The 21,519-nt window shown below is 55.2% G+C and carries 17 protein-coding genes; 8 read left to right on the forward strand and 9 right to left on the reverse strand.

Going from position 1 to position 21,519, the window contains the following annotated elements:
* Positions 1–51 precede the first annotated feature (51 nt).
* The 3 genes from dsbC to brnQ all read right to left on the reverse strand — a co-directional run bounded on the left by dsbC (position 52) and on the right by brnQ (position 3,352).
* Complete coding sequence (gene dsbC / locus LZP73_RS05215) at positions 52–780, reverse strand: bifunctional protein-disulfide isomerase/oxidoreductase DsbC (protein ID WP_234233407.1); 729 nt, start codon at positions 778–780, stop codon at positions 52–54.
* A gap of 147 nt (positions 781–927) precedes the next feature.
* Entirely contained in the window at positions 928–1,827 is a 900-nt protein-coding gene (gene xerD / locus LZP73_RS05220; protein WP_234233408.1) for a site-specific tyrosine recombinase XerD, read from the reverse strand.
* A gap of 112 nt (positions 1,828–1,939) precedes the next feature.
* Positions 1,940–3,352, reverse strand: coding sequence for a branched-chain amino acid transport system II carrier protein (gene brnQ, locus LZP73_RS05225; protein WP_234233409.1), 1,413 nt, complete (start codon positions 3,350–3,352; stop codon positions 1,940–1,942).
* A gap of 489 nt (positions 3,353–3,841) precedes the next feature.
* Between brnQ and LZP73_RS05230 the strand changes: the two genes are divergently transcribed.
* From LZP73_RS05230 to LZP73_RS05245, 4 genes are all read left to right on the forward strand, one after another.
* Positions 3,842–4,606: a tRNA1(Val) (adenine(37)-N6)-methyltransferase gene (locus LZP73_RS05230; protein WP_234234212.1), complete on the forward strand. Its 765-nt coding sequence runs from the start codon at positions 3,842–3,844 to the stop codon at positions 4,604–4,606.
* A gap of 165 nt (positions 4,607–4,771) precedes the next feature.
* Positions 4,772–5,983, forward strand: a complete 1,212-nt coding sequence (gene srmB, locus LZP73_RS05235; protein ID WP_234233410.1) for an ATP-dependent RNA helicase SrmB — start codon at positions 4,772–4,774, stop codon at positions 5,981–5,983.
* 264 nt (positions 5,984–6,247) lie between these two features.
* Positions 6,248–7,459 carry an efflux RND transporter periplasmic adaptor subunit gene (locus tag LZP73_RS05240; protein ID WP_234233411.1) on the forward strand — a complete coding sequence of 404 codons (1,212 nt, stop codon included), beginning with the start codon at positions 6,248–6,250 and terminating at the stop codon, positions 7,457–7,459.
* Positions 7,459–10,620, forward strand: a complete 3,162-nt coding sequence (locus LZP73_RS05245) for an efflux RND transporter permease subunit (protein WP_234233412.1) — start codon at positions 7,459–7,461, stop codon at positions 10,618–10,620. The genes LZP73_RS05240 and LZP73_RS05245 overlap by 1 nt, the downstream gene beginning before the upstream one ends.
* Before the next feature lie 142 nt (positions 10,621–10,762).
* Here the strand turns inward: LZP73_RS05245 and LZP73_RS05250 are convergent, their stop codons facing one another.
* Positions 10,763–11,323, reverse strand: a complete 561-nt coding sequence (locus LZP73_RS05250) for a MarR family winged helix-turn-helix transcriptional regulator (RefSeq protein ID WP_234233413.1) — start codon at positions 11,321–11,323, stop codon at positions 10,763–10,765.
* A 158-nt stretch (positions 11,324–11,481) separates the two neighbouring features.
* On the opposite strand from LZP73_RS05250, the gene LZP73_RS05255 reads away from it, so the two are divergent.
* The 4 genes from LZP73_RS05255 (at position 11,482) to LZP73_RS05270 (ending at position 15,252) form a co-directional block, all read left to right on the forward strand.
* Positions 11,482–11,736 carry a DUF2024 family protein gene (locus LZP73_RS05255; protein WP_234233414.1) on the forward strand — a complete coding sequence of 85 codons (255 nt, stop codon included), beginning with the start codon at positions 11,482–11,484 and terminating at the stop codon, positions 11,734–11,736.
* 24 nt (positions 11,737–11,760) lie between these two features.
* Positions 11,761–12,024, forward strand: coding sequence for a Rho-binding antiterminator (locus tag LZP73_RS05260; protein ID WP_234233415.1), 264 nt, complete (start codon positions 11,761–11,763; stop codon positions 12,022–12,024).
* A gap of 41 nt (positions 12,025–12,065) precedes the next feature.
* A complete protein-coding gene (locus tag LZP73_RS05265; protein WP_234233416.1) occupies positions 12,066–12,800 on the forward strand; it encodes a hypothetical protein in 735 nt (244 codons plus the stop codon).
* 208 nt (positions 12,801–13,008) lie between these two features.
* Positions 13,009–15,252 (forward strand): PAS domain-containing protein, encoded by a 2,244-nt coding sequence (locus LZP73_RS05270; protein ID WP_234233417.1) that lies wholly within the window; start codon positions 13,009–13,011, stop codon positions 15,250–15,252.
* A gap of 15 nt (positions 15,253–15,267) precedes the next feature.
* On the opposite strand, the gene LZP73_RS05275 is transcribed toward LZP73_RS05270, so the two are convergent.
* The 5 genes from LZP73_RS05275 to LZP73_RS05295 form a co-directional block, all read right to left on the reverse strand.
* Complete coding sequence (locus LZP73_RS05275; protein ID WP_234233418.1) at positions 15,268–16,674, reverse strand: hypothetical protein; 1,407 nt, start codon at positions 16,672–16,674, stop codon at positions 15,268–15,270.
* A gap of 312 nt (positions 16,675–16,986) precedes the next feature.
* Positions 16,987–18,399 (reverse strand): sodium:proton antiporter NhaD, encoded by a 1,413-nt coding sequence (gene nhaD / locus LZP73_RS05280; RefSeq protein ID WP_234234215.1) that lies wholly within the window; start codon positions 18,397–18,399, stop codon positions 16,987–16,989.
* A gap of 294 nt (positions 18,400–18,693) precedes the next feature.
* Positions 18,694–19,434 (reverse strand): DUF481 domain-containing protein, encoded by a 741-nt coding sequence (locus LZP73_RS05285; RefSeq protein WP_234233419.1) that lies wholly within the window; start codon positions 19,432–19,434, stop codon positions 18,694–18,696.
* Between the two features lie 298 nt (positions 19,435–19,732).
* Entirely contained in the window at positions 19,733–20,077 is a 345-nt protein-coding gene (locus tag LZP73_RS05290; RefSeq protein WP_234233420.1) for a hypothetical protein, read from the reverse strand.
* 659 nt (positions 20,078–20,736) lie between these two features.
* Entirely contained in the window at positions 20,737–21,519 is a 783-nt protein-coding gene (locus LZP73_RS05295) for a hypothetical protein (RefSeq protein ID WP_234233421.1), read from the reverse strand.

Consider the following 21,519-nt stretch of genomic DNA (forward strand, 5'->3'; position numbering starts at 1 on the left):
GCATAACAAAAAAGGTGAGCCATGGCTCACCTTCCCGGAACTGAATACTGCTTATTTGTTGGCTTCCAGCGCATCGAACAAGGCCTTGGGAGGCAGATAGCCGGCGAGCATGCTGCCGTCTTCGAGTATGATGGCCGGGGTGCCATTGATGCCGAAGGTGACCCCCAGCTTATATTGCTCGTCGATGCGCGCGTCGCACTTGTTCGATTGGAGCTTCTCACCCGCCTTGGCCTGTGTCATGGCCAGTTTAGGATCTTTGGCGCACCAGACGGCCTGCATCTCATCGGCGTTGGCCGAAGGCACGCCGGCACGGGGGAAGGCCATGTAACGCACTGTAATGCCGAGCTTGTTATAGTCGGCCATTTGTTTATGCAGCTTACGGCAATAGCCACAGCTGGTATCGGTAAACACTGTCACTACATGCTTTTCGTCGGCGGCCTTGTAGACCAGCATATTGTCTTCGAATGGCTTGAGCATTTCCAGGCGTGGCCCGGCCGATGCCTGCTCGGTCAGGTTCTTCATCCCCTGATCTATGTCGTATAAATTACCATGGAACAGCTTGGAGCCATCCTTGCTGATGTAGAGCACTCCTCTGTTGGTCAGGGCTTCATACAAGCCTGTGATGGGGGAGTCCTTCATGGACAAGACTTGGAGATTAAGCTGTTCGCTCAGCTTCTGCTTGATGGCATCCGTGTCCTGGGACAGGGTATTGCCGGTCGCACCGGCCAAAGGTGTCAGCAAGAGGGCGCAGAGCAGAGATAATGTTCGGGTCAACTTCATTGGATATCCTATGTGTTTATGGGTCTAACACTTTGCCTACGCATACCAGACCCTCTCTTAGCTGAAAAACTTACAGCCTGGAGGCCCGGAAAGCAAATTTATGCTGTAACTAAATCCTTCTCCATGCTGGATTTAAGCCGGCCGTCTTTAGCCCCTGGGATGGTGTTCACTATGCAATTCCTGCAAGCGCGCCCGGGCGACATGGGTATAGATCTGGGTGGTCGAAAGATCGCTGTGGCCCAAGAGCAGCTGCACCACCCGCAAATCGGCGCCATGATTGAGTAAATGGGTGGCGAACGCGTGCCTGAGGGTATGAGGCGACAACTGGGTGTCTATGCCGGCCCGCAGGGCATAGAGCTTGATGCGATGCCAGAAGGTCTGTCTGGTCATCATCTGTCCCCGGCGCGAGGGAAACACCACGTCGCTCTGCTTATGGCCGAGCAGCTCGGCACGGGCAAATTTAAAATAGCCCTCGATCTCGGCTACCGCCATCTCCCCCATGGGGACCAGGCGCTCCTTGCCGCCCTTGCCGACGATACGCACCAGTCCCTGGCGCAAACTGAGTTGCTCCATGGTGAGGCTGACCAATTCCGTCACCCTCAGGCCAGTGGCATAGAGGAGTTCCAGCATGGCCTTGTCGCGGCATTCCAGCGGGTCCCCGTCGTCCGGTTCGGCCAGCAGGCTGTCTATCTGGGCCTCGCTGAGCGAGCCCGGCAGCTTGCGGGCCAACTTGGGGGATTCGAGCCTGGCGGTGGGATCCAGGCTTATCTCATGGCGCAGCAACAAGAAACCATAGAAGCGCCGCAGGCTGCTGAGCAATCTGGCACTGCTGCTGCGGGCCGCCCCTTGCGCTACCCTGTGCGCCAGATAGCTCCGCAGCTGCTCCTGGCCGACCTCAACCAGCCGGTAACCTTGCTGTTGCTGAAAGCGGTCGAAATGACGCAGATCCGTGCGGTAGGCGGCCAAAGTATTGTCACTCAAGCCTTTGACAGACCAGAGATCATCGACAAACACTTCTATCCAGGGATCGGCACAATAAACGCTCACTGCTACCTCATGACTTTTACGAACGGAGATACTCGGGCATAAAACAAATACAGGACGCAAGCCTGTGGCTCACATCCCGTATCCTTAGCTTATTTCACTGACACGCGTCACTTCATACTGTGACTGCACTCGCTCGCGGGCGGATGAACAGGCAGGCCAGCATGGTCAGTACCGTCGGCAATAACCAGGCCATGCCTTCGGCATGCAGTGGCAGCTCGGCCGTCAGGCGCTCTATGTAGAGCAGCGCATCGACCAGGAAGGCCAACAGGCCGTTGCTGGGCTCCAGCGCCTGCAATACCTCACGGGTCAAGCCGGCGGCATGCAGGCCATCGAGAATGCCGAAGAATAACGCCACGCTCAACACCAAACGGTGAGAAAACTCGGGACGCTTGAAAGAAGAGGTCAGGAATGTCAGCACCACCAGGGCGATGGCAACCGGATATATGGTCAGGAGCACGGGTATGCTGATGCTGATCAACTGGCTCAGGCCTATGTTGGCCACGGTGGCACAGATGGCACTCAGCAAGAACACCCATGACTTGTAGCTCATCACGGGCAATAACTCGTCGAAGAACTCGGAACAGGCAGTCACCAGGCCGACAGCCGTGGTCAGACAGGCCAGGGTGACCACAGTCGACAACATCACAGTGCCTAAGGCGCCAAACTCATGGGTCACATAATTGGTCAGTATCTGGCCACCATTCTCGGCACCCTGGGCGATATCGCCGGCGGTCGCGCCGAGGAAGAAGAGCGAGACATACACGAATGCCAGACCGGCGGCGGCGATGAATGCGGCGCGCACCAGGTATTTGGTCTGCAAGGCGGGCTCGGTGATCCCCTTCTTGCGCACTATGTCGATGATTAACATGCCAAACATCAGAGATGCCAGGGTATCCATGGTGTTATAACCTTCGAGTATCCCCTTGGTCAGCGGGCTGTTGCGGTAATCGCCGACCGCCTGGCCAACCTCCGAGCCCGGCAGGAAGATCACGGATATCGCCAAGGCAACCAACAGAGTAATAAGGATAGGCGTCAACACCTTGCCGACGTTATCGAGCAATTTCCCCGGAAACATGGCCAACAGCATGGTCAAGGTAAAGAAGCCCAGAGTATAAAGTAACTGCGTCAGCTTGAGCTCGACCGAGCCCAGCATGATGATAGCCTCGGTATTGTCTATGAAAGGCCGGGCACCTATCTCATAGGCCACCAGGCCTGTCCTTGGGGCGGCGAAGGCCGGACCTATGATGATATAGATGGCGATGGCCAAGGCGGTTGCGGCGAAGGCCGGCAGCATGGCCATGACTTTGCCGTTGGCCTTGGCGACGGCAATCAGGCCTGTGAGTGGCAAGCCCACGGCAGTGACCAGGAAGCCCAACATGGCCAGCGGCATATTCTCACCGGCAAGCATACCGGCGAACGGTGGGAAAATCAGGTTACCAGCCCCCAGGAAAAAGGCGAAGGTCATGAAGCCTAAGCCCAGGGTGTCTGTAATACTCATCTGCTTGTTTTGCACTCTCTGCCCCATTTGTTGTCTTTTTGTTTCTACAAACTAAGTGATTCCGCCTAGATTAGCTACAGTTCCAGGCTATCGATTTTCGACTGTAAAATAACAATTACAGCTAAACGCAGTTAATTTAAGCTAGTGATGACAAATTTATCGCCAAACAAGCGGGGTAAAAACGCGGTCAGTGTTAGAAATCCTACTTTGAGGGCCTTTTTGGCTTAAACTGGCCCTAACCAGGGCAGAACTAATATCAGAGATAGCAGGCCAAGGCAAGCCGGCATAGCCTGAAACAGGGAAACAGCCTGCATTTGGACGCATTTTTTCAACCTTGTCGCTACAACCCCCTTAAAGTTCGCGCTTTAAGTGCAAAACCGCAACCAGGTGACACTGAGGCAGGCCCGGCGGACCGTGGCAGATCGGACCAGAAACAGCCCATCCAGGCCCATGTTCGGCAAACTGGCGCCAAAAATGAGTTACAATCGCCCCATCAACAACCCCGAATGCACTCAGATGGGCTTCAGCTTTAAACAATTTCATATCGACGATGCAGGTTGCGGCATGCCGGTCAGCACGGATGGCGTGCTGTTGGGCGCCTGGGCGCCACTCACCCAGGCCAGGCATATCCTGGATATAGGCGCCGGCAGCGGCCTGTTGAGCCTGATGGCCGCCCAGCGCACCCGGGAGCAGACACAGCCTCAGGCGCACATAGTGGCGGTCGAATTGGATGAGGCCGCCGCCCTTGCCTGCCGGCATAATTTCGCCAACAGCCCATGGCCCGACAGACTGAGTCTGCATCACACCAGCATCCAGGACTATGCCGAGCGCCATCTCGATTCCTCCAGGGAGCAAGAGGCGGCGTTATTCGAGCACATCATCTGCAATCCGCCCTACTTCGAGTCGGGCCAGCTCTCGAGCAATTCGGCCAGAGCCAGCGCCCGGCATACGGAGCGGCTGAGTTTCGCCGCCCTGCTGAGCGCCATCACCCAATTGTTGCATGGGTCCGGCTCGGTCAGCCTGATCTTGCCCCTGGCGGCCCTGCCCAGACTGGTGCCGCTGCTGGCCCAGACAGGCCTGGTTCTGCGCGAGTTGCAGCCGGTAGCCAGTGTCGAAACCAAGGCGCCGCAGCGCGGCTTATTGCTGTTACAGAAGGCTCAGACGCCCCAGGCGGGCATGAATGCCTGCATGACTCACCCTGTGCTGACGGTGCGCGACAGTCATGGCCACTATTCCCCGGCCATGGCGGCGCTGACGCGGGACTTTTACCTGAAACTCTGATGTCGCCGGCACTCGACAGTCACAGGGCGAGAGTCACTGGGTGAGCCTCCCCGCGCCGGGCCCTGCGACCCAGGCTCGGCTAATGGCGCCATAAGCAGATAAGTTATTTAAGTTAGCCGCCATAAGCTTTATAATGCTGCGCTATTATCCGTCGAGACGCCGCGCATGCTATTTGAAGATTTCCAGCTTGACCCTAGCTTATTAGAGTCACTCAAGGCCATGGGGCACCACACCCCCACCAAGATCCAGCAACAAACCATTCCTCTGGCCATGGATCAGAGGGATATCCTGGCGCGCGCCCCGACAGGCACAGGCAAGACGGCCAGCTTCCTGCTGCCGGCCTTGCAACATCTGATCGATTTTCCACGGCGTTTCCCGGGACAGGCCAGGGTATTGGTGCTCACGCCGACCCGCGAACTGGCAAGCCAAATTCACAGGTATGCCTGCCATCTGGCAACCGACTTGGATCTGGACATAGGCATAGTCACGGGCGGCGTCCCCTATGGTCCACAGGAAGAGACCCTGGCGGGCAATGTGGATATTCTGGTGGCGACTCCAGGACGCTTGCTGGAATACCTGGATAAAGACAAATTCGATGCCACCGAAGTCGACATCCTGGTGATAGATGAAGCCGACCGCATGCTGGACATGGGCTTTTCTTCCGTGGTGAACACCATCGCCATCGAGGCCCAGGGCCGTAAGCAGAATATGTTGTTCTCGGCCACCCTGGAAGGCGGCGGCGTGCAACGTTTTGCCCGGGATCTGCTGAAGGATCCCGCCATCATAGATGTGGACTCCCCCCGCAGCGAGAAGGCCAAGATCCACCAGTGGATCCACCTGGCCGATGACAAGAATCACAAATTCCAGCTGTTGTGCCATCTGCTCAATCAGGAAGAAGTCAAACGCGCCATAGTGTTCGTCAAGACCCGCGAGCAGGTCAGCAGCCTCGAAGGCCAGCTGCTCAAGGCAGGGATCCCCTGCGCCTTCATGCGCGGCGACATGGAGCAGAAGAAACGCTTCCAGGCCCTGGGGCGCTTCACCAAGGGTGAGGTCAAAGTCTTGTTGGCGACCGATGTGGCGGCCCGCGGCATAGATGTCGACGACATCACCCATGTGATCAACTTCGACATGCCAAGGTCGGCCGATACCTATATTCACCGCATAGGCCGTACCGGCCGCGCCGGCGCCAAGGGCACGGCCATCTCCCTGGCCGAGGCCCATGATATGCGCATCGTAGGCAAGATAGAGCGTTACATAGAACAGCCCCTGAAGCGCCGTGTCATCGAAGAGCTGCGCCCCAGGAATAAAGAAGCCAAGGTGCCGGGCAAGAAAAAGCCCAATGCCAAGGCGGCGGCCAAGAAAACCAAGAAGAAATAGCCCAATTTAAATGTGTTCAAAAAAGCCGCAACAGCGGCTTTTTTTATCTCCTTGATATTTATTGGATTAATTTTGTTTTTTGTTTAAGAGACAGAATAGATCACCCTAATGACGGCCAAAACTCCCCTTCCCGGCGCCTTCCCCCTCCCTAAGCCTTGAAATATTATTTTTAGATACATTTTATTTACAAAAAGACGTTTATCGATCGCCCCGTCTCTGGTAATTTAGGCGGCCTAAGTGACTTGCATGGATGTATAGCGAAAAATGATGAAAACGATCCTGCGGAGAGCCTCTCCTTTCCTGATAGTAATAGTGTTTCTGGGCCTGGCCGCGATACTGATGAGTACCAAGGAAGCCCCGGAACAGAAACCCGATGCGGCCCCTGTGCCTATTATCGATGTGACCAGCGTGCAGCAAAGGAATATGTCGCTGAGCCTGTCTTCCTACGGCGTGGTCAATCCCAAATACAAGACCCAACTGGTCACCGAAGTTCAGGGACGCATGTTGAGTATCGCCGATAACTTCGTCGCCGGTGGCATAGTCCATAAAGGCGAACAACTGGCGCAGATAGAACCCTCTGATTATCAAGCCGATCTGATCCAAGCCCAGGCAAGCCTGGCACAGGCACAGGCGGCGCTGAACGAAGAGAAGGCCCGCGGCGAAGTCGCCAAGATTGAATTTAAGGGCTACGACAAGGGCCTGCCGCCTGAGCTGGGACTGCGCATACCCCAGCTGAAAAAAGAGCAGGCCAACGTCAAATACGCCGAGGCCGCACTGGCCAGGGCCCAGCGCAACCTGGATCGCACCGTCATTCGGGCGCCTTTCGATGGCATCATCAAGGCGCGCAACATAGATCTGGGGCAATACGTGACCCTGGGCACCAATCTGGGTGAATTATACGGCACCAGCATAGCCGAGATCCGTCTGCCACTGGCCAATGACGAGCTCGCCTATCTGGAGTCCGTGGATAACCCCAACACCCGAGTGACCCTGAACGCCTCTCTCGCGGGCGAAAACGTCAGCTGGGAAGGCAGGGTCGTGCGCAGCGAAGGGGTGATAGATGCGGACAACCGCATGGTTTATCTGGTCGCCGAAGTCCAGGATCCCTACCTGCGCAGCGCCAAGGTCCCGGGGCAGTTGCCGTTGAAATTCGGCAGCTTCGTCAGCGCCGAGATAGAGGGCCGCAGTCTGGAGGCCATAGTCACACTGCCGCGCCACATAGTGCGCAATGAGCATGTCGCCGTGGTCAGCGACAAAAACATCATAGAGATGCGCCATGTCAACGTGGTGCATACAGATCTGGAGCTGGCCTATATCAAGGGCAGCCTGGCCGATGGCGAACGGGTTTCCCTGACCAACCTCAACAACATGACTGATGGCCAACTGGTTAAGGTGGTGGGTGAAGACAATACTTCCGACCAGGATCCGCTCGACGAGTCGGCGGCGCCGACACTGATGGCAGCAGGTGATAAATAATGGATACCCAGAAAGGATTGATCTCCTGGTTCGCCCGCAACAGCGTGGCAGCCAACCTGCTGATGGTGATACTGATAGTCGGTGGCCTTTTCAGTGCCGTACGGATCAACAAGGAAATTTTTCCTACCTTCGAACTCAACTATTTGAATATCTCGGTCGCCTACCCGGGCGCCGCCCCTCAGGAGATAGAAGAAGGGATCAACATCAAGATAGAAGAAGCCATTCAGGACATAGATGGCATCAAGAAGGTGACCTCGGTTGCCAGTGAAGGCGTGGGGTCGGTCACCATAGAGGTGGAAGACGGCCATGACGTGCAGCAGGTGCTGGACGAGGCCAAGCTGAGAGTCGATGCCATTGCGACCTTCCCGGTGAATATCGAAAAACCCAACATCTATCAGATTAAACCGGAAAACAATGTGATCTGGGTGTCAGTGTTCGGCGACCTGAGCCCACATGACATGAAGGAACTGGCCAAGACGGTGCGCGACGAGATCGCCGCCCTGCCCGCAGTCACCAAGGCCCAGGTCGCTGGGGTGCGTGATTATGAGATAGGCATAGAAGTCTCGGAAGATAAGCTCAGAGAGTATGGGATCAGCTTCGAGCAGGTGGCGCTGGCAGTGCGGAACTCCTCGCTCGACCTGCCCGGCGGCTCGATCCGCTCCCAGGACGGTGACATACTGCTGCGCACCAAGGGACAGGCCTATACGGGTGACGATTTTGCCAACATAGTCGTCAGCACCCGCCGCGATGGCAGCCGCATCATGCTGCCCCAAGTGGCGAACATCAAGGATGGCTTCGAGGAGCGCCTGGGATACACCCGCTTCAACGGTCAACCCGCCGCCATCATAGAGATCCTCAGCGTCGACGATCAAAACGCGCTGGACATCTCCAAGCAGGTCAAGGACTATGTGGCCAAACGCCAGGATAACCTGCCCGCAGGCGCCAAGCTGGATACCTGGGGCGATCTGACCCATTACCTCAAGGGCCGTTTGAACATGATGTTATCCAACATGTTCTATGGCGCCCTGCTGGTCTTCCTGATCTTGGCCTTATTCCTGGATCTCAAGCTGGCCTTCTGGGTCATGATGGGCCTTCCCGTCTGCTTCCTGGGCACCATGCTCCTGATGCCGATCGAACCTTTCTCCATGTCCATCAACATGCTCACCCTGTTCGCCTTCATCCTGGTGTTGGGGATAGTGGTCGACGACGCCATCGTCATAGGCGAGAGTGCCTACAGCGAGGTCGAACACCATGGACACTCGATAGACAATGTGATCCGCGGCGCCAAGAAGGTTGCCATGCCCGCCACCTTCGGGGTATTGACGACCATAGCCGCCTTCATTCCCATGTTGATGGTACCGGGTCCCATGGGCATCATCTGGAAATCCATCGGCCTTATCGTCATCCTCTGCCTGGCCTTTTCCCTGGTAGAGTCCAAGCTGATCCTGCCGGCGCATCTGGCCCATATGAAGCTCAAAAAATCCTCGGGGCCCAAGGGGTTCTTCGGCCGCAACAAGGCCAGATTTAACGAGCAATTCCAGTATTTCGTTCACAACAAGTACCGGCACTTCCTCGAGCGTTGCATCCAGCACAGATACAATGTCATCGCAGGCTTCATTGGGGTATTGATCCTCTCCATAGCACTGGTGGCCAGCGGCAAGGTGCGTTGGGTCTTCTTCCCCGATATCCCCTCGGACTTTATCCAGGTCAAACTGGAAATGGATGAAGGCAGTTCGGAGCAGAACACCCTCAAAGCGGTACAGAGCATAGAAGATGCCCTGTATGCCATGAACGACAAGATGGAAAAAGACCACGGCTATCCTGTGGTGAAGAGCAGCTTCATCGACATGAGTTCACGCACCAGTGCCTTCATCTTTGCCGAACTGACCAAGGGCGAGGACAGGGACGTGGACGGGGTAACTATCTCGGCCGCCTGGCGTGAACAGCTGCCAGAGCTGGTCGCAGTCAAGAAGTTGAATATCAATGCCAGTACCAACGACACGGGCGGCGATATCTCCTTCAGACTGACGTCGAGCGATCTGGAGCAATTGTCCCAGGCCACCAAGGAACTCAAGCAAAAGCTCGCCAGCTATGAGGGGGTGTATGACATCGCCGACAACTTCTCCTCCGGCAGCCATGAAATCCGCCTCAAGATCCGCCCCGAGGCCGAGGCCCAGGGCTTGACCCTGTCGGATCTCGCCCGTCAGGTCCGCTACGGCTTCTATGGTTATGAGGCCCAGCGCATCCTGCGGAACAAGGAAGAAGTCAAGGTGATGGTGCGCTATCCACTGGAGCAGCGCCGCACTGTGGGTTATCTGGAAAACATGCAGATCCGTACTCCTACCGGGGTGGCCGTGCCTTTCTCCAGCGTGGCCGAGATAGAGATGGGTGAATCTTACTCCTCTATCACCCGGGTAGATGGTCGCAGGGCGATCAGCATCAGTGCCAGCGCCAACAAGAACAAGGTCGAGCCGTCGAAGATAGTGGCCGAAATTCAAAAAGATTTTCTGCCTGTGCTGATGCAGAAATATCCCAAGATTTCCACCACCCTGGATGGCAACAGCCAGGATGAGCAGAATGCCTTGGTGGGGCTGATGCAAGGCTTCTTCTTCGCCATGTTCACCATCTATGCGCTGATGGCGATCCCGCTGAAATCCTACAGTCAGCCCTTGATCATCATGTCCGTCATCCCCTTCGGCATGATAGGCGCGCTGCTGGGCCACTTACTGCTGGGACTGTCCATGAGCATACTCAGCCTATGCGGCATAGTGGCGCTGGCGGGTGTGGTGGTGAATGACTCGCTGATCCTGGTGGACTTCGTCAACCGGGCCAGGGAGCAAGGCTTGTCGATCAAGGCGGCGGCGATAGATTCGGGTTGCTACCGCTTCCGGGCGATCATCCTGACCTCACTGACCACCTTCGTCGGTCTGGTGCCCATCATATTGGAGCGCAGCCTGCAGGCGAAGATAGTCATCCCCATGGCCACCTCGCTGGCCTTCGGTATCCTCTTCTCGACCGTGGTGACCCTGATCCTGGTGCCCCTGCTGTATATAGTGCTCGACGATATCAAGCGCTTCAGCCGTCGCTTCTTTACCTGGTGGTGGCAACCCAGGGTGGAAGTCGCTCACGAGGAGCCGACCCCGCGCCAAACGGAGCGTTAATCTCCACAGAGGCGAGATCAGAAAGGGCTTAAGCTGTCGGCTTAAGCCCTTTTTGTTGCTGCCCCGCGGGGATCGCCGGGTTCAAACGTATCTATCGAGTCACGCACTGCGGCCTGCTCCCAAGTGTACACCCAAGTTCGGCCTAAGCCGGAGCCTGGTGTTCCCGGCAAATCAACCCGATGGCATCATCCGGCAAAGGCTCTCGGGTCAGGCCACAGAAAGGCCGGCCATCCCTGTGCTGATGAAAACGGCAACTGCTGCAGATGCCGAAACTCTTGCGGCTCTCCTGTTGTTGCATCTGGGTCAGCAGCTCATGCAATAAGACGGTCAATTGTTGCTCGGCTTCGGCGCCTAACTGCGCCAAGGCATTCTCCAGCACCTGCAGTGTGGCCAGCCTCTGTATCAGTGCCAGGCCTGTCTGTGTGGGCCTTAAATGCACTATGCGCTTATCCTTAGGATCCAAGCGCTTAACCAGCCATTGCCGCTCTTCCAACGCCTTGAGAGACTGAGACACAGTGCCCTTGGTCAGTCCCAGGTATTCAGTCACCCCGGTTACCGTATCCGAGTAATGATTGCAGATGCTCAGATAGCGCAGCGCACTCAGCTGCACCGCCGGCACGGTAGACACTTGGGCATCATCTCTTTGCCAACTGCGCAACAGGCTGTTGAGCCGTTCCACATAATCCAAAAAAGTCGGCGTCATTTCCAGCTCATCAAAGTTATCTCTATTTTTTCAAGTATACATTGACATGGTATCGATACGAAACTATTATCTCGAACACCAAGATTTGGTATCGAATCGAAACCAATTAAACCCAAACCAAGTTAAGCTCAATGACAACGCCATCCAAGGAGACAGGAATGAAAGTTCAGGTATTTGACACACATGTAAAAACCCAGGCCGGCCACTACTTGCATTTTGATGTGCTGGTGGAGCCGAAAAATGCAGCCCAGGCCAATTTCTACGCTCAACGCTTCTTACAGCAACAGGGCATAGACGCCGCCGATATACAGCAACAGAGCTGCAATTTTTGCCATAACGAAATCGCCACCCCGGAAGTGATAGCCGCCATAGATGCCGATGAGCATTTCATTCTCAAACTGCAAGGCTGTTAATTCACGCCGTACTGAGACGCCAATATGAACCCAGCCATCATTGCCTGCGATCTGCACGATCATGTCGAGATCATCTGTATGAGACGCTACCCGATCCGGGTCCAGCGGATGGACGGCAGCCAGATATGCGGCACTGCCTTTAACACCCGCACAGGCGCCGGTGAAGAGTATTTACAATTGCATGCGGCCGGGGACCTGCTCGAGGTGCCACTGCAACTAATTGAACATATTGAAGTATTGGACTCAAAGGCGCCACTGACAACACTCTGGCTGCAGCCGCGGCAGTAAACAGCTATCACCCCAACCTATCACCAATAACGAGGTTAACCATGAAAAAACTTATGCTGAGTATGCTCATAGCTTTAGGCAGTTCACAGGCCATGGCCCACGGTCCCGGCGGTATTCACGCCGAGAAGTCTGATACCCAGGCCGCTTTCGATCTGGTGCACACCCGGGTATTCAGAGACGGCACCCATCTGGTGTTTGAACAGGTAGTGACAGGCAAGGTCGGGGCCGACAAACCCAAGAGCAATGGCAAGAAGTTCGCCACCGCCGATGTCTTCAGTTACGTCTGGCCTACGGCTCTGGACTCGGAAGTCATAGGCTTCGAGGGTAAGAAAGGCATAGTCGCCCTGGCGCTGACGGTCCACCCTGACTTCGATGACACCCCCCTGTACGATGAGAATAACGACGGCAATCCGGCCAATGACGGGGATGACTGGCACGCCCATTGGGTGGTATTGACCCCGGATGAGGCCTGTGGCCCCAAAGGGTTAAAGGTCAGGGATATTCCCGCGGGCGAAACCCCCAAGGTCCCCAAGACCTGGCCTGGTGCCCCCATATACATAGATTCACCCGGCTATGATTTCAGCCTCAAGCAGAACACGGTTGCCATCAGGGTTCCCTTGAAAGAAGTGGGTTTCCCAACAGATTTCAACTACGACGGTGTGACCGCAGCCTTAAAAATCAATGCCAACCTGCATAATCCACTCCTGTGTGTCGTGAATGTCTATGACATCGCTTCCGGTGACCTGTCTCTGCCCGGACGTTGGTCCAATCCCTAAGGCCCGGCGCCGGGATTAGCGCCCGGCCGATACCCAGGGTAAGGACAAAGGGTGAAACCGGACTAACCGGTTTCACCCTTTTTCGGGTCAGCGCCGGCAAAAATTGAGCCGCATAAGCTTCCCAGGTTAGCAATTTGTAACACCCTGTGCCGCCACATATCTTCGTGCTATCATGGCGCCTCCTTAGAACTGCTACCCTATCCCTTACATGTTGAACGGAAACTCAGGCCTACATTCGTTAAAACCTCTGCTCATCGCCGCCCAAGGGATCCACTGGTCGCATCAACGCCTGTTGGCCGTTGCCAGCCAGCTGTCCATGCTGATCATCGCCATGATCATACTCACCAACCTGGCTATCACCCTGGGGGAGCGCCGGCTGCAGGAAGAGTGGGCGACCCAGAGATACAGCGAGCTGCAGACAGTCGGCACCCTGATCGCCGACAAGGTGGCCTTCCAACAGTTTCGAACCCAGATGTTTGCCAAGAGCGAGGCCCTGCAGCAATACCTGCAGCAAGGGGATGAAGCGAACCGGAATAAGCTGCTCGGCACCTGGGACCCCCTGGTGCAGAATATCCCTGAGTTATTGGGCATTGCCCTGTTCGATCCCCAGGGCAATTACCGTTTTTCCACCGGCCCCATCTTCAGCACAGAATCCCTGCCGCCTTCGCTGCTCGGCGGTGCCCGCAACATGGGCGGTAACGAGATCTATACCTCGCCCCTGGAGTTCATCCCCATAGCCGGCCTGCTCGAACCCTATATGTACCAGCTGGCCTGGCTGGAAAACCCGGATCAGAGCATCAAGGGCTATCTGGTGACCTACATTTCCATGCTGCAAATGCTGGAGGCGATCAAACCCGCCTTCTCCAGCAACAAGTCACCGATGATCATGCTCGACACCCAGGGAGTCCTGTATGCCGGCGCAGAGCAACTGGATCCCATGCCGCGCCTGCCTGCAACCTTGGGCGCCAGCCTGAAACAGAGTTACCCCAGCCTGTGGCGCAACATGTCGATGAGCAACTTCGGCCAGTTCCATGGCGAGGATGCCACCTTCGTGTATCTGAAGGTCGAGCTCACCACCCAGTATGAAACCAAGCGGGAGTATTTTTTACTCTCTTACATACGCAACAGCGACATAGCCACCCGCTTCGCCCAGTGGCAGAATCTGCTCCTCATGGCCTCGGTAGCCCTGACCTTGTTGGCCGCGGCCGCCATACTCCTGACCCATATGTATCGCCTGGAACAAAGATCCCGCCAGTACAGCATTGCCCTGGCCAACAAGCTGTTCAGCAGCGACATCGGCTACCTGATAGTCAATGACAATGCCAGGGTGATAAGCGCCAATGCCAAGGCCGCCAGCGCCACCCTGCTGCCATTGGACGAACTGACGGACAGGAGCATACAGCGCACCCTGCATCTGGACGATGCCACCTATGCCAGGTTGCTGGAACAGGTCTACAGCACGGGGGAATGGCGTGGCCAAATCAACCTCGAAGCCATTGGCGGCGCCATCCTCAGGACTGTGATCCGGCCGGCGCCCAACTCCAACAAGCGGGCGCCCCATCTGTTGATCACCCTGGAAGATATCAGCGAGCTGAGCAGCTGCCAGAAGGAGGCCTTCCTGAGCCAGTTGCTATGCAACAATGCGGTCGCCGCGGCACTCACGGACGCCAGCGGCAAGCTGATCATGACCAATGAAGTCTTCGATACCCAAATGCAGCTCAACGGCGAGTTGGATCATAACCTGGCGACCCTGCTGGATAATGATCTCAGCAATCAATGGCCAAGGATCACCCAGCAGATCACTATGCAGGGGAAATGGCAGGGACAGATCCTCTGTTCCGCCAACCACAGACACTCGGCCTGTCTGCAGGCCACGCTCCAGGGCCATATGGACAGTGACGGCGAGGTGCAATACATAGTCTGCACCCTGGAACAGGCGACCCAGCGCAGCAGGATGAAGGAGGCCGGCGATCTTATCCCCCACCGCAGCACCATCTTCCTCAACCTGGAGGATCTGGAGCGCTACTTCCAGTCGCTGACGCCCCAGAGCCGCAATCAATCCAGCCTGCTGCTGGTCGACATCAACCCAGAGGGCATGTTGAGCCATATGAGCGACATAGGCCAACTGGAAACCCGCCAGCAGGAAGTCGAAATGCGCCTGCTGCTGGAACTGCCCAGCAGCTATCAGATGTCCCATTACCAACTGGGCAAGCTGGTCCTGATCTTGCCCGACACGGATGCGACCCAGGCCCATAAATTCGCCAGCGAGATACTCGATACCCTCAATGAGAATGGCTTAGGCGAAGGGATCTGCATAGGCATCGCCGGCTACCAGCCGGAGCAGAGCCTGGAGGCCTATCTGAGCAATGCCGAGGTGGCACTCAAGCGCGCCAAGCAGACGGGCAATCAGAATATCTGTCAGGCCTTCACCAGGCAAAAACCCCAGGCCTAACGGCCCCGGGGGAGCTCACTTGGCGGCGTCGCTCCCATCTATGGCGGCGATATGCCCCGGCAGGTCGCTCACGCTGATGTCCACTATCGCCGAACGGTTCATGGTGATCTTGTAACGGGCGAATTGCGGCTCCCCCTTGGCTTCGCGCAGCATCACTATCAGGTTGATCTGGTACCTGCGCTCCACCGACTCATTGCTTATCCTGCCCTCGACTTCCTTGTAAATCTTCGCCTTACCCCGCTCCAGATAGCGGGCAAAGGGCACCAGACTGAAGTTGACCTGCTCCTGCATGGAGGAATAGCCGGCCTGGAACTCGTTCTGGGTCACCTTGGTCGAGATGCCATAATGCAGGATTTCGGCATCCAGCTTATTCTGGCTATGCCTCTGTTTGAGTATCTCGGCCACCGCCTTGGGTATTTTCTGGGGACGCATGAATTCGAGCCACACCAACTGCCTGGCGATCACCGCCTGGCTGTTGGTGTCCCTCAAAATCCGACTCCAGCGCGGCCGGCCGCGCTGGATGAAGCGCCATAGGGCGTTACGGACATCATCCTTGAAGATCTCCCTGAAGCCGTAGATCACCGCCAGCGACAGCACCAGGGCTATGGTCAGGCCGCTGAATACCCCCTGGGCCTTGATGATCAACGCCGACACCACCAACATCACCAGGCCGGTCGCCAGGCCGGTCGTGAATTTCTTCAAGCCAACACCCAGCGGCTTCAACTCCTCTTTCAACACCACCCCTTGTTGAATAAGGCGTCTGAGCAGCAGCATCTTGTTGGAGATCCTGTTGGGATCTTGCTTGGTTTGCACCGAGTTATAACGCCGCTCCTCTTCCCTGTAGTTATGCTCGGCGCGGCATAGCTGCAGCACAGCATCGCTTATCTCGGTAAATTCACTGCTCCTGGGGGCGTGCGCCAACAGCTTGAGCAAGCGCTGTTCACAGAACCAGGAGAGGTAATTGTCGGCATTCTCGAAATAGGATTTCCACTTGGGGTCCCCCGGCTCGTTGCGGCGAAACTTGCGCAACAACACACTCACCTGCTCCCGCAGCTCATCCAGCGCCTGATAGAAGCTCGCCGTTTCCGTCAGCTGCTCCAGCGCCTTGCCGTCGGTTTCGACCGCGACCGCGAACTGGTAGGCGAACAGGTTGAGGTATAAACGGAACTCTTCGACCGTGCGCCGATTCAAGCTGGCAAAACGGCTCTGCACCAGGGGCAGATGCAGGCCATCGGAAAAATACGAGCGGCGCCCGACAATGGCACTGTGGTAATACTCTTCTTCATTGAGCGTATTGACCCCTATGCCCATTTCCTTGGGTAAGAAGAAATAGAGATCCAGCCGCCGCTGCTCCCCTATGCCCATGAGATGGCTGAACTTGATTGAGAGTGCTTCTTCCTGCTTGATATTGATCTTGGACACTATGACCTTTCACACACTGAATAAATAAAGATAACCGCGAATAGCCGAAGCCCAGCCCTGTCGGAAGACACCTGTTGGCGCCGGCGAGCCATGAGTTCAGGCAGGAACCCCAGTACTCAGACAGGCATGAGTTGAAACAGAAAGTTCACTGTATGATCATAGTCTTGGCTACGGCTCTTGGCTAACCATCTTACGCTAGCCAGGCAGCCAGTGCCATGCCCGGCTTAAACCCACAGCGCGGCTGGTTTCCAATAACTCATGAGCACCTGGATGCATGAGCAGCTGAATAATACAGGCGACCGGGATCACGCCTCAATGAAATGTGGCCGCATTCAACCAGAGATGCACCAGGATACTGGCGGCATAACCCAGGGCGATCACCGGGGTCCATTTGAGGTGGGAGAGGAAGGTGTAGCTGCCCCGCGCCTGCCCCATCAATGCCACCCCGGCCGCGCTGCCGATAGACAGCAGGCTGCCGCCCACCCCGGCCGTCAGGGTGACCAATAACCACTGTCCCAACACCATATCCGGGTCCATGGTCAGCACGGCAAACATCACGGGAATGTTGTCGACAACCGACGACAAGAGGCCGATGGCGACATTGGCATAGGTCACGTCCCAATGGCTGTACATGGCCGCCGAGACCAGGCTGAGATACCCCATGAAGCCCAGGCCGCCGACGCAGAGCACTACGCCATAGAAGAAGAGCAAGGTATCCCACTCGGCCCTGGCGATGCGGCTGAACACATCGAAGGGGACCACATTGCCCAGTTGCACCTGGGACTTGCCGTTATTTTCCCGCTCGGCGCACTCGCGTGCCCAGGCAACATCCTGGGAAAAGGTCTTGCGCAGATAAAACCCAAAAAACTGCAACAGCCCCAAGCCTGTCATCATCCCCAACACGGGCGGCATCCCCAGCAGGGAATGGCCGCAGACGGCTATGCTGATGGTGAGGATGAACAACAGGACCACCCGCTTGGCGCCGCGCTTGGTGACCACGGCTTCCGTCGCCGCCTTGGGCACCTTGGCGTCAATGAAGCAGCTCATGATCGCGGCGGGTACCAGGAAATTGACCAAGGAGGGAATGAACAAGTCGAAAAATTGGCCGAAACTCACCACCTCCTTCTGCCATACCATCAGGGTGGTAATGTCGCCGAAGGGGCTGAAGGCGCCGCCGGCGTTGGCCGCCACCACTATGTTGATGCAGGCCAGGGTAATGAATTGACGCTCCTTGCCCCCGACCTTCATCACCACGGCGCCCATCAACAGGGCCGTGGTGAGGTTATCGGCCACAGGCGAGATGAAGAAGGCCATGCAGCCGGTTAACCAGAACACGGCCCGTAAACTGAAACCCCGGCCGGCCATCCAAGCGCGCAATGCATCGAACAGCTGGCGCTCTTCCATGGCGTTGATATAGGTCATGGCCACCAACAGGAAGAGCAAGAGCTCGGCATATTCGAGCAGATTATGCTTGAACGCCATTTCCGCCTGCTCCGGCATGCCCTGCTGCGTGTAGACATAACCTATCATGCCCCAAATGATACCGGCTGCCACCAGTACGGGCTTGGACTTGCGCAGATGCAGCAATTCCTCCCCCATCACCAGCAGGTAGGCCAGCACGAAGATCCCCACCGCCAGATACCCTGTCCAGCTTGCGGTGAGCGCCAGAGGCTGTAATTCCGTCGCGGCATTGCCGGCACAGGCCTGCGCCGGGAAGAGCCCCATGATGGCCAGACTCAGTCCGGGAAGACGGGCAACAGGCTTGAGCTCGGGCAGGCGTGGTAAGTGCATAGTCTTAAATCTCCATAGGCGGCTACCCTGAAATTACCACAGCCATGGCGACAACTATATTGATAAATCTCAACTTATCTTAGCTTAACTCTCTGCCTTACTCTCGGCCTTACTCTAGACCTTACTCTAAACCAGAGTCGCGACATAGAGGCGGAGGCGGCGTAGGCATCATGTCTTTGGGGCATAAAAAAGGCGCCATCAGGCGCCTGTCGAGAACCGGGTTCAGACTCAGAATGAATACAGCAGAGTCATGTTGGTCTCGGTGTCCGTGCTCTTCTTGTCGTCCAGCGGCTCGCTGTTGTAGCGCACTATCACGGCAAACTTCATCGCCAGCGCGCCTATCAGGTTGGCCGTCAAGGCGGTTTCCGAACGGGCATCCAGCTTATCGCCATAGTCGGCGACGAACCTCTGTTGGAACTTGGCGTTGTCGCTGATTTCAGTCTCGTAGTTCACCACGCCGTGGGCTACCACGCTGGTCTCACTGTCATAGCCCAAGGTTTCGGCCTGCTCGCTGTCCAGGTTCTTATAGATGACACCCGGACCTATTTCGCCATCGAGGAAACTCGTTGCCGTCTCGAAGAACCTGTGACCGTAACCTGCGGCGCCCGTGAGCTTGTAGTCATAACCTGTGAAAGGATCGACTTCATAGTTGGCGTTGGCAAACAGGTAGTTTACCTCGCTCAACTTATAGTTGCCCTGGGCACCCAGGAAGTAACGCTTGGCGGTGACTTCGTTGGTGTCTTCCTTGTAGAGGCCTTCCAGCAGGTACTGGTTTTCCCAGTTACCCAGCTCATGCTTCAGGTTCAAACGGCCCTTCACAGAGGAAGTCTCAGTGTTTCCCGTCGTCAGGGTCGCACCCAGCTCGGCTTCGCCGGCAAAGGTCTTGTCCCCGGCAATAAAATCGGCCCCTGCATGCGCGGCAAAAGGCAGCGCCATGGAGATGGCTGCCGCAATTAGCAGTTTCTTCATTAGTTATTCCGTCCTGTTTACGTCCAATCAGATCCCAAAAAATCGGCGGCGATCTTAACATCCGAAGCGAAAAAATGAAAATATGCGGCAAAAATAACCAATTGGCGCATCGACTGCCTTGAGCTTTCGCACCGTGACACCCCGGCTCCCGATCACACTAAGCCCCGGAGGAGTCGGCTCAAATCTCCCAGTTTCAGAAGGCCACAGCAGCAATGCCATATCCTGTGTTTCGGTTTGGTAACCGTTTTCAAGCGATAAGTCGTGGCGGTTCCCCACTTTTTTTGAGCTTTTTGTTAAATTATCCCTTTAGATCGACACCGCTTAAACCCTCAGATTTTCCTCTAGGACCGTCAATACAAGTACCACTTCCAGCTACCCATACAAGTTTATCTGCAGTTTTTGAAACCAATGCAATCGAAAGTAATGCCTTACCGTATTCATTTTCCGGATCTAACCAAACTTCAAAGCTATCAGTACTCGTGGTACATGTAGAATTCGAGTCCCAACCGCCATTGGCAATTCGAACAAATATTTTTCCCCCATATGCATAGATGTTCGTTACTTTACCTTGGTAAGTACCGGCATATACATCAGAACCATACATAGAAAGAATTATAAATATGCTTGCTAAGATTAATTTCATCGTGGTTTCCCTTAGAGTTTAACGCCCACTTCAACTGCCGGAGGTCAGATTTCAAGCGCTTGTTAAGTGACATTGTAAGCTACCGCATAAATCCATGCCATGCCAGATTATAAGGACAGCCTAAACACTTTTCCCCGGTAATGAAACATCCTGAACAGAGTCCGTGATTCACAGATCAAAGGCTAGCAAACACATTAAAGCTAAGCTTGTCGGGGATTGAGGTGGCATGCCTCGACAGGCAAAAAGGGAATACCTCAAAGCCTAGTCAGACAGGCGCAAAAAAGGTTTGGATGTCCCATCTTTCTTATGTAACGTCGTGGGTCTCCGACCCACACCCGGGGAAAGGGGGCAGTGTCGACTTGCCCCCTTGTCCAATCCCCCAGCGACCCCAGACGAAGCCGAGCACTTTGGCCTTATGGGCTGGAAACGGCCACCGAGACCGACTCGCTCCTGCTCGACGGTCTCTTCCTCGGCATCCATGCCTCGGCTCACCCGTTTCTTTCAGCCCAACGCCCAAAGCGGCTTCGATGGGGAGGAAGTGAGGTGCAATCTGCAAGTTAAGTGTTATGCCTGTCCTATCTAATTTGCCTGTCCCTACATTATATAAATATACGCATAGTAAAGATGCTACGTGTTGCTAATCTCTCTTATTCAGCTTGTTATAATTTGGATTCAATAAGGAAACCGTCAACACCGTTCAACTCTTTCCTCTTGAATCTAAGTCCTCCTCCAGTAGACGAGGTTGGCCACATAGCTTCAAGCTTTGTATCTACGTAGATTACGTTGGTTCCACCAGAGAGCTTTGTAGCTCGAAATACACACTCTCCAAATGCTTTTGCCTGTTTAGCACCATCTAAACCAACTAAAGTAATTAACGCTTTACTACTTGCCAATCCAACACCAATATCTAGCTCTGGCAATTCGTACCTTTCATGCAGTATTTCGTTTACGATAAGACGACAGGTATCAATACAGTTTTTAGCAGCTCTATGAGCAGCGTAAATAGATTGTGAAGTATCCGTTTCATCAACCTTAAAAAATGCTAATACGCCGTCACCTAAATATTCCGTAACAGCGCCGCCTTCAAATGATATTGTTTTAGCTAAAGCAGGCAGTAGTGCTGATGTTTCATAATAGACTCTCTGTAACATGCTAACTTTTGCTTTTTTGGTACTTATATCACATAGCAAGTGCCGACTTGAATTCCGCATATCAGCAACCAACGCGATGAAAGAAGCAACCTCATTGGTATCTGTTCTTACGATTGGGTAACCGGGAATAAATGAAGTAACGCTTGCAGACTTTTGGATATCATACGATTCAGAACGAAAACTCTCATTTGCTACAACCAGTTGAGAACCTTCCTTTTCCCATATATTTTCAGCATCATCAAGACTATCGCAAATCAACTTGCGTAAAATAGATTTCTTTTCATTATTCAT

This window comes from Shewanella sp. AS16, from assembly GCF_021412365.1.
Lineage (GTDB): Bacteria > Pseudomonadota > Gammaproteobacteria > Enterobacterales > Shewanellaceae > Shewanella > Shewanella salipaludis.

Coding starts and splice junctions, on each gene's coding strand:
- dsbC (WP_234233407.1), bottom strand. CDS start 780: ATGAAGTTGACCCGAACATTATCTCTGCTCTGCGCCCTCTTGCTGACA.
- brnQ (WP_234233409.1), bottom strand. CDS start 3,352: ATGGGGCAGAGAGTGCAAAACAAGCAGATGAGTATTACAGACACCCTG.
- LZP73_RS05230 (WP_234234212.1), top strand. CDS start 3,842: ATGGGCTTCAGCTTTAAACAATTTCATATCGACGATGCAGGTTGCGGC.
- srmB (WP_234233410.1), top strand. CDS start 4,772: ATGCTATTTGAAGATTTCCAGCTTGACCCTAGCTTATTAGAGTCACTC.
- LZP73_RS05240 (WP_234233411.1), top strand. CDS start 6,248: ATGATGAAAACGATCCTGCGGAGAGCCTCTCCTTTCCTGATAGTAATA.
- LZP73_RS05245 (WP_234233412.1), top strand. CDS start 7,459: ATGGATACCCAGAAAGGATTGATCTCCTGGTTCGCCCGCAACAGCGTG.
- LZP73_RS05250 (WP_234233413.1), bottom strand. CDS start 11,323: ATGACGCCGACTTTTTTGGATTATGTGGAACGGCTCAACAGCCTGTTG.
- LZP73_RS05255 (WP_234233414.1), top strand. CDS start 11,482: ATGAAAGTTCAGGTATTTGACACACATGTAAAAACCCAGGCCGGCCAC.
- LZP73_RS05260 (WP_234233415.1), top strand. CDS start 11,761: ATGAACCCAGCCATCATTGCCTGCGATCTGCACGATCATGTCGAGATC.
- LZP73_RS05265 (WP_234233416.1), top strand. CDS start 12,066: ATGAAAAAACTTATGCTGAGTATGCTCATAGCTTTAGGCAGTTCACAG.
- LZP73_RS05270 (WP_234233417.1), top strand. CDS start 13,009: ATGTTGAACGGAAACTCAGGCCTACATTCGTTAAAACCTCTGCTCATC.
- nhaD (WP_234234215.1), bottom strand. CDS start 18,399: ATGGGGCTCTTCCCGGCGCAGGCCTGTGCCGGCAATGCCGCGACGGAA.
- LZP73_RS05285 (WP_234233419.1), bottom strand. CDS start 19,434: ATGAAGAAACTGCTAATTGCGGCAGCCATCTCCATGGCGCTGCCTTTT.
- LZP73_RS05290 (WP_234233420.1), bottom strand. CDS start 20,077: ATGAAATTAATCTTAGCAAGCATATTTATAATTCTTTCTATGTATGGT.
- LZP73_RS05295 (WP_234233421.1), bottom strand. CDS start 21,519: ATGAATAATGAAAAGAAATCTATTTTACGCAAGTTGATTTGCGATAGT.